The following is an 8044-nucleotide window of genomic DNA, read 5'->3' as shown; positions in this document are numbered from 1 at the left end:
TCGGCCACAGCGTTGGAGTTTTGTCCGGGGGTGTTCATTACACATACTCCTTTGGTCGTAGCCGCGTTGAGGTCGATATTGTCATAACCCGCTCCGGCACGTACTACGATTTTTAATTTTGGGGCAGCGTCAAAAACTTCGGCATCGACGATGTCGCTGCGCACGATGAGGCCGTCAACATCTTCGACTGCTTTTAGTAGAGCGGCCTTATCGGGGTATTTTTCCAAAAGAACCATTTCGACACCTGCGTTGTCGAGAACTTCTTTGATTCCATTTACTGCAACAGCGGCAAACGGCTTTTCAGTAGCAACTAATACTTTCATGGCTTTTCTATATTAGTGTTTCTTCTCAAATTCTTTCATGGTAGCTACGAGGGCTTCGACACTCGATTTAGGCATAGCATTATAAATGGAAGCTCTGAATCCACCTACCGAACGGTGTCCTTTAATACCCACCATGCCTTGAGAGGAAGCAAATTCGATAAATTCACTTTCGAGGTCTTTGTATTCTTCTTTCATAACGAAGCAGACATTCATGATGGAGCGATCTTCGTGAGCTGCTGTTCCGACGAAAATTTTACTGGAATCGATAGCATCGTAGAGGATTGCTGCTTTTTCCAAATCACGTTTTTCCATCTCTTTGATACCACCCATCTCCTTATAATATTTCAAGGTCTGCAATGCCGAGTAGATGGGGAGACAAGGAGGCGTATTGAACATCGACCCTTTTTTGATGTGGGTACGATAGTCGAGCATGGTGGGGATAGCCCGGTCTACATGTCCGAGAGCATCTTCTTTGACAATCACGATAGTAACTCCGGCAGGGGCTAAATTTTTTTGAGCTCCGGCGTAGATGACGTTATATTTGGAAACGTCGATAGGTCGGGAGAAAATATCGGAAGACATATCGGCTACAAGAGGTACATTTACGTCTGGGTCAAATCGCATTTCTGTTCCGTATATCGTGTTGTTGGAGGTAAAGTGGAAATAATCAACATCATCGGGGACAGTATATCCTTTGGGGATATAAGAGAAGTTGGCTTCTTTCGAAGAAGCGACGACATCTACTTCTCCGAACAATTTAGCTTCTTTGATTGCATTTACAGCCCATGTTCCGGTTTCGAGGTAAGCAGCTTTACGGTTCAACAAATTATATGGAACCATACAGAATTGCATGCTGGCCCCTCCACCTAAAAATAGGACATCATATCCGGCAGGGACTTCGAGCAACTCTTTTACTAGGGTTTTAGCTTCTTCGATAACCGCTGTAAATTCTTTGCTACGATGTGAAATTTCCAACAGAGACAGACCTGTATCTGCGAAATTAAGAACGGCATCCGCTGTGTTTTTAATGGTGTATTCGCTCAGAATAGAAGGGCCTGCATAGAAATTGTGCTTCTTCATAACGATCTTTGTTTAGTAGTTTGGTATAATTTGGTTTTGATAGATTACAAAAGTAATTCTTTTTTTCTTAGTTTTTCTGTGCTTTGAAATATTTTGTTACAAAAATTTACAAAATGACGGCTATTTGTTAGCCCGAGATAGCATTTCGACAGATTATTTGTATCGGTCTTTCCATAGCTTGTTTAGATGATCTTTCAGCTTGTTCTCCGCAACGTTATCCTGAGGCTTCCACCAATTATTGTCTTTCAACTCGTTTGGTAAATATTGCTGATTGACGAAGTTACCCGTATAATCGTGTGCATATTTGTAATTTTTTCCATACTCCAACTCTTTCATCAATTGTGTCGGTGCATTCCTAAGATGTAACGGAACAGGAAGGTTTCCTGTTGCTTTTACCGTTTCCAGTGCTTGATTTATCGCCATGTAGGCCGAATTGCTTTTGGGTGAACTAGCCAGATAGATTGTCGTTTCGGCCATGATAATGCGGCTCTCCGGCCACCCTATATTTTGTACAGCATCGAAGCAAGCGTTGGCTAAAAGCAAGGCATTGGGGTTTGCCAGTCCTACATCTTCGGAAGCCAATATAACCAATCGTCGTGCGATGAAAGCGGGGTCTTCACCTCCTTCGACCATGCGGGCAAGCCAATAGATTGCGGCATCCGGATCGCTGCCACGTATGGATTTGATAAATGCCGATATGATATCGTAGTGCATTTCGCCGTTTTTGTCGTAGGCGGCAGGATTTTGTTGTAACCGTTCCGTTACAATCGCATCGTCGATGATTATTTTTTCGTTCTCTCCGACCGCTTGGGATACGAGATCGATGATATTTAGCAGCTTTCGGGCATCCCCTCCTGAATAACGAAATAGAGCATCGGTCTCTTTTACTTCTATATCGCGTTCTTTCAGATAAGTATCGGAATGTATAGCTCTGTCGAGCAGTAGCTGCAAGTGCTTTACTTCGAGTGATTTGAGGACATATACCTGACAACGGGAGAGCAAGGGGCGTATTACTTCGAAAGAGGGATTCTCGGTCGTTGCTCCGATGAGCGTCACCGTACCGTATTCGACCGCGCCGAGGAGAGAGTCTTGCTGTGATTTACTGAACCGGTGGATTTCATCGATAAACAATATGGGACGTACTTTGGAAAAAATATTGGCTTTGCATCGGTCTATTACTTCGCGAACTTCTTTTACGCCGGATTGTACGGCACTCAATGTGAAGAACGGTGCTTGTAATTGTTGCGATATGATGTGGGCCAGAGTTGTTTTTCCAACACCCGGAGGCCCCCAAAGAATGAAAGACGAAATTTTTCCCCCATCGATCATACGCCGCAGTACGGCTCCCGGTCCTACCAGATGTTCCTGTCCGATGTATTCGTCTAAGTTTTTGGGCCTTAGTCTTTCTGCCAGAGGTTGTAACATAAATTACTTGTTTCTGTTGATACAAATATACTTGTTTTGGACCGTTTTTGCAAGGAAAGAAACGGAAAGATAGAGCCGTTTATGAGAAGTATGAAAATCGGCTGGTTTTTGGAGTAATAAGTAAAAAACTGTTATCTTTATTCCGCAAATTTAATTAGATATGTCATGAAGAGACTTTTTCTTTTTTTCTTGTTAATTGGATATTGGTCGGTAGTAAGAGCTTCGGATACGGTTTTTATAAAAGAGGCACAAGTCCCCATTTTGATAGAACGGCAGGATAATCTATTATTTTATCTTCGATTCGATGCACGAGACAGCCGAATGCTTGATGGAGTAACAGTAGATTTGTCGAGGTGTAAAAATCTCGACGATATTCAATCTGTGAAGCTCTATTATGGTGGAACAGAAGCCCGTCAAGAGGAAGATAAGAATCGATTTGCTCCGGTTAGTTATATTTCGAGTTTCAGTCCCGGTAAGACATTGTCGGCATATCCTTCTTATTCGATAAAATGTGCCGAGGAATCGAATGTGTCTGAGTCGGTGGTTTTGAAATGTAATTACAAATTATTTCCGGGAGTTAATTTCTTTTGGGTGAGTTTGCAGGTGAAACCCGGTACATCTCTTTTATCTAAGGTGACGGCAGATTTGAGTTCTGTGACAATAGACGGGAAAGAGGCTGTTTGTAAAAAAATGTCGCCCGACGGTATTGTACACCGCATGGGAGTAGGCGTTCGTCATGCTGGTAACGACGGTGTTTCGGCGTTTCGTATTCCCGGATTGGTCACTACGAATAAAGGTACATTGTTGGGTGTGTACGATGTGCGTTATAACAGTAGCGTGGATCTGCAAGAACATGTAGATGTTGGATTGAGCCGTAGTACCGATGGCGGGAGAACATGGGAGAAAATGAGATTGCCGCTTTCTTTCGGAGAGACCGGAGGCTTGCCGGCTGCCCAAAATGGGGTAGGAGACCCTTCTATCTTGGTTGATACAAAGACAAATACAGTGTGGATTGTCGCGGCGTGGACACACGGTATGGGGAATCAACGGGCATGGTGGAGTTCACAGCCGGGAATGGAAAAGAGCTATACGGCTCAACTCGTGATGACGAAGAGTACCGATGACGGCAAAACTTGGTCGAAGCCGATTGATATAACCGGGCAGGTGAAAGATCCTTCTTGGTATTTCCTACTTCAAGGGCCGGGACGAGGTATTACCATGCAGGCCGGCACGTTGGTATTTCCCATTCAGTTCATAGATTCGACTCGTATTCCGAATGCTGGTATTATGTATAGTAAGGACCGGGGTAAAACTTGGAATATACATAATCTGGCACGGACAAATACGACAGAGGCTCAGGTCGTGGAGATAGAGCCGGGGGTGTTGATGTTGAATATGCGGGATAACCTGGGTGGAAGCCGAGCCGTAGCCATAACCGAGGATTTGGGAAAAACATGGACCGAGCATGAGTCGTCCCGAAAAGCTTTGCAAGAACCTGTGTGTATGGCGAGTCTGATTCATGTTCGTGCCGAAGATAATGTATTGGGTAGGGATATCCTTCTTTTCTCGAATCCCAACACGAAGAAGGGGCGCAACCATATTACGATTAAAGCCAGTTTAGATAAAGGCCTGACGTGGTTGCCAGAAAATCAAGTGATGTTGGACGAAGATGAGGGGTGGGGGTATACCTGTCTGACCATGATCGATCGTGAGACAGTGGGTATTTTATATGAGAGTAGCGTGGCTCACATGACTTTCCAAGCTATTAAGTTGAAAGACTTAATTCGGGAGTAACAATTCTCCATTTTGTTAAAAGTGCTAAATTTAAACATTCCGCAGAAAGTGTGGTTAAACCTTTGGACAAAAACAGAGTCTTATAAACAGATTCGCGAATAAATAAATTGAAGAAAACTTTTTAATGAAAGGAGAAAATTTATGAAAAAGGCAATAGTATCGTTCGCTCTTGTTCTCGTTTTATCGATGAGTTCATTTGCCGGTAATAAAGAAAAGAACGAACGGAGAGAGAAATGTGAATTCCCTTGTGAACAAATGGTGAAAGATTTGAATCTTAGCGAAAAACAGCTTTCTCAATTAAAAGAAGCCGATAAGACGTTCGATACGGAAGTAAAAGCGATTCGAGAGAAAAAGAAGGAATTTGAGAAATCGAATCGAGAATCGATGAAAGCGGCTAAGGTTCGTCGGGATTCCACATTTAAATCTATTCTGACCAAAGATCAGTATATTCAGTATTTGGAACAGAAAGTGGCACGATTGGAAAAACGAGCAGCCCGCGATTCTTGGCGTGAAAGATTTAGGGCTCCATTTATGGGGAAAGATATGAAGCAGGGGCGTCTTAATCCCTTGCCGTGGAGTGAAAAGAATGTAGAAAAATAAAGAACAGTGAATAAATAGGTTTTCGGTAGGAAAGAAAGGCTGCTATGCAATGCATAGCAGCCTTTGCTTTTTATCTCGTTTCAGTTACGAAATACGATTTGGTCATTTTCGGTATCGACTATGATAGGCTTCGATCGGTCTACTTTCTGAGCCAGCAGGTCTTTCGACAACTGGTTCAAGATAAGCCGGTGTATCACTCGTTTTACCGGACGTGCTCCAAACTCAGGGTCGTAGCCTTCGGCTGCAATCAAGCCCAGAGCTTTGGGTGTAATTTCGAGGGTGACACCGTTTTTCTCCAACATCTTTTTGATGTTGTCGATTTGTAACGACACAATCTCTTCGATTTCTTTCTCGCTCAACGGGGTGAACATAATCGTTTCGTCTATACGGTTGAGAAATTCGGGACGTATGGTTTGTTTCAACATATTCAAGACCGCTTCTTTTGTTTTTTCGATGACTTCGGTTTTGTTGGCAGGAGTCATCTTTTCAAAATTTTCGCGTATCAAGGCGGAACCCATATTCGAAGTCATGATGATAATGGTGTTTTTGAAATTAACCAATCGGCCTTTGTTATCGGTCAATCGTCCGTCATCGAGTACCTGCAACAGAATGTTGAAGATGTCGGGGTGAGCCTTTTCTATTTCGTCGAACAAAACTACCGAATAAGGTTTACGCCTGATCGCTTCGGTCAGTTGACCGCCTTCATCGTATCCAACATATCCCGGAGGGGAACCGATGAGACGAGTGGCACTGAATTTCTCTTGATATTCACTCATGTCGATACGAGTCATCATGTTCTCGTCGTCAAACAGATATTCGGCAAGAGCTTTCGCTAACTCGGTTTTACCCACACCGGTCGTACCGAGGAAGATGAACGACCCGATAGGCCTACGAGGATCATTCAATCCGGCACGACTCCGACGAACAGCATCGGCAATGGCAGTGATGGCCTCGTTTTGACCTACAACTCGTTTGTGCAGTTCCTCTTCGAGGTGGAGCAGTTTGTCTTTTTCGCTTTGCATCATTTTGTTTACCGGAATGCCCGTCCAGCGAGATACGACATCGGCGATGTCCTCGGCATCGACTTCTTCCTTAATCATAGCTTTGTCACCTTGCAACTCGTGTAGCTTTTGTTGCGTGGCATGGATTTCGTCTTCTTTTTGTTTGATCTTGGCATACCGTATTTCGGCTACTTTACCATAATCGCCCTCTCGTTCGGCTTTATCGGCTTCGAAACGTAAGTTCTCGATGTCGATTTTGTTTTGCTGTATGCGGTTAACCAGTTCTTTTTCCGATTGCCATTTGGCTCTGAATTTAGTTTCCTCTTCTTTCAGGTCGGCAATTTCTTTGGCTAACTGTTGCAGCTTTTCGGTATCGTTTTCACGTTTGATAGCTTCGCGTTCGATTTCCAATTGTTTGATTCGTCGGGATATTTCGTCCAAAGCCTCGGGAACCGAATCTACTTCTATGCGCAGTTTTGCTGCCGCTTCGTCCATCAAGTCTATGGCTTTATCGGGTAGGAATCGGTCTGTTATATATCGTTCGGATAATTGTACGGCTGCTATGATAGCATCGTCTTTAATCCTCACTTTATGGTGATTTTCATACCGCTCTTTCAGACCTCTCAAAATTGAGATAGAGCTCATTTCGTCGGGTTCGTCGACCATGACGATTTGGAACCTACGTTCGAGAGCTTTGTCCTTTTCAAAATATTTTTGATATTCGTCGAGCGTGGTAGCGCCGATAGACCTCAATTCTCCTCTTGCCAAAGCCGGTTTCAGAATATTGGCAGCATCCATTGCTCCGTCGCCTTTACCGGCTCCCACCAACGTGTGTATCTCGTCGATAAAGAGGATAATTTCTCCCTCGCTTTGAATGACTTCGTTGACTACCGATTTCAACCTTTCTTCAAATTCTCCTTTGTATTTGGCTCCGGCAACCAAAGCTCCCATGTCGAGAGAAAAGATTTGTTTGCTTTTTAGGTTCTCGGGAACGTCTCCGCGTACGATACGATGCGCTAGTCCTTCGGCTATGGCTGTTTTACCTGTACCCGGTTCACCTATCAAGATAGGATTGTTTTTGGTTCGGCGACTCAGAATTTGTAATACTCGTCTGATTTCTTCGTCTCGTCCGATAACAGGGTCGAGTTTCCCGTTACGGGCACGTTCGTTCAAATTGATTGCATATTTGCTCAATGCATTGTAGGTGTCTTCGGCCGAAGCTGCGGTTACTTTCTTCCCTTTTCGCAATTCGTCGATAGCTGCGCCCAGTTCTTTTTCGGTTATGCCTGCATCTTTCATGAATGCAGAGGCCGGACTTTTCACGAGGAATAATCCCATGAGCATGGCTTCCAATGCTACGAACTGGTCTCCGAGTTTATTGGAATAGTCGATTGCTTTTTGTAGGGCATCGTTAGCTTCCCGACTCAGATAGGGCTCACCTCCGTTCACTTTCGGAAGCGATTCTATTTCTCTGTCGACTTGGTTGTTTAGCAACCCTGCGTTGACTCCCAATTTTTGAAAAAGGTATGAGGTGAGGCTTTCGCCTACTTGCAAGATACCTTTTAGAAGGTGTACCGGTTCTATGGATTGTTCGTTGTGATTACGAACAATCTCCACAGCCTTTTGGATAGCCTCCTGCGATTTGATTGTGAAATTGTCGAAATTCATATATTTATTCTCCTTTCTATTTTATCTTTTTTTGTTTTTACATTGGGATATAGTCAAAAGAAATGCCAGCCGTGTTTTAATGAAATATTGTCTGAAAATCAATTTGTTAATATGACATAATGTCTATATTTCCGATACGTTGGAAAGGTTCGG

General features: G+C 43.7%; 5 protein-coding genes and 1 pseudogene. 2 read left to right on the top strand and 4 right to left on the bottom strand.

All coding sequences use genetic code 11. The features are described from left to right. The 3 genes and pseudogenes from QVD32_RS01845 to QVD32_RS01835 all read right to left on the bottom strand — a co-directional run. A pseudogene (locus tag QVD32_RS01845) lies at positions 1 to 323 on the bottom strand (3-phosphoglycerate dehydrogenase); the annotation flags it as partial. A gap of 12 nt (positions 324 to 335) precedes the next feature. Further along, a complete protein-coding gene (gene serC, locus QVD32_RS01840; RefSeq protein WP_021892161.1) occupies positions 336 to 1403 on the bottom strand; it encodes a 3-phosphoserine/phosphohydroxythreonine transaminase in 1068 nt (355 codons plus the stop codon). Positions 1404 to 1556: 153 nt separating this feature from the next. After that, entirely contained in the window at positions 1557 to 2828 is a 1272-nt protein-coding gene (locus QVD32_RS01835) for a replication-associated recombination protein A (protein WP_021892162.1), read from the bottom strand. Positions 2829 to 2993: 165 nt separating this feature from the next. Here QVD32_RS01835 and QVD32_RS01830 point away from each other — a divergent pair, with 165 nt between their 5' ends. Both QVD32_RS01830 and QVD32_RS01825 read left to right on the top strand, forming a co-directional pair. Further along, entirely contained in the window at positions 2994 to 4622 is a 1629-nt protein-coding gene (locus tag QVD32_RS01830) for a sialidase family protein (RefSeq protein WP_118687551.1), read from the top strand. A 141-nt stretch (positions 4623 to 4763) separates the two neighbouring features. Beyond that, positions 4764 to 5222 (top strand): DUF4890 domain-containing protein, encoded by a 459-nt coding sequence (locus QVD32_RS01825; protein WP_021892164.1) that lies wholly within the window; start codon positions 4764 to 4766, stop codon positions 5220 to 5222. An 80-nt stretch (positions 5223 to 5302) separates the two neighbouring features. On the opposite strand, the gene clpB is transcribed toward QVD32_RS01825, so the two are convergent. Continuing rightward, positions 5303 to 7891 (bottom strand): ATP-dependent chaperone ClpB, encoded by a 2589-nt coding sequence (gene clpB, locus QVD32_RS01820; RefSeq protein ID WP_021892165.1) that lies wholly within the window; start codon positions 7889 to 7891, stop codon positions 5303 to 5305. Positions 7892 to 8044 lie beyond the last annotated feature (153 nt).

The organism is Barnesiella sp. (genome assembly GCF_022723415.1).
In the GTDB taxonomy this organism is placed as follows: domain Bacteria; phylum Bacteroidota; class Bacteroidia; order Bacteroidales; family Barnesiellaceae; genus Barnesiella; species Barnesiella intestinihominis.
This window is presented reverse-complemented; position numbering and strand designations above follow the sequence as displayed.

Coding starts and splice junctions, on each gene's coding strand:
- serC (WP_021892161.1), bottom strand. CDS start 1,403: ATGAAGAAGCACAATTTCTATGCAGGCCCTTCTATTCTGAGCGAATAC.
- QVD32_RS01835 (WP_021892162.1), bottom strand. CDS start 2,828: ATGTTACAACCTCTGGCAGAAAGACTAAGGCCCAAAAACTTAGACGAA.
- QVD32_RS01830 (WP_118687551.1), top strand. CDS start 2,994: ATGAAGAGACTTTTTCTTTTTTTCTTGTTAATTGGATATTGGTCGGTA.
- QVD32_RS01825 (WP_021892164.1), top strand. CDS start 4,764: ATGAAAAAGGCAATAGTATCGTTCGCTCTTGTTCTCGTTTTATCGATG.
- clpB (WP_021892165.1), bottom strand. CDS start 7,891: ATGAATTTCGACAATTTCACAATCAAATCGCAGGAGGCTATCCAAAAG.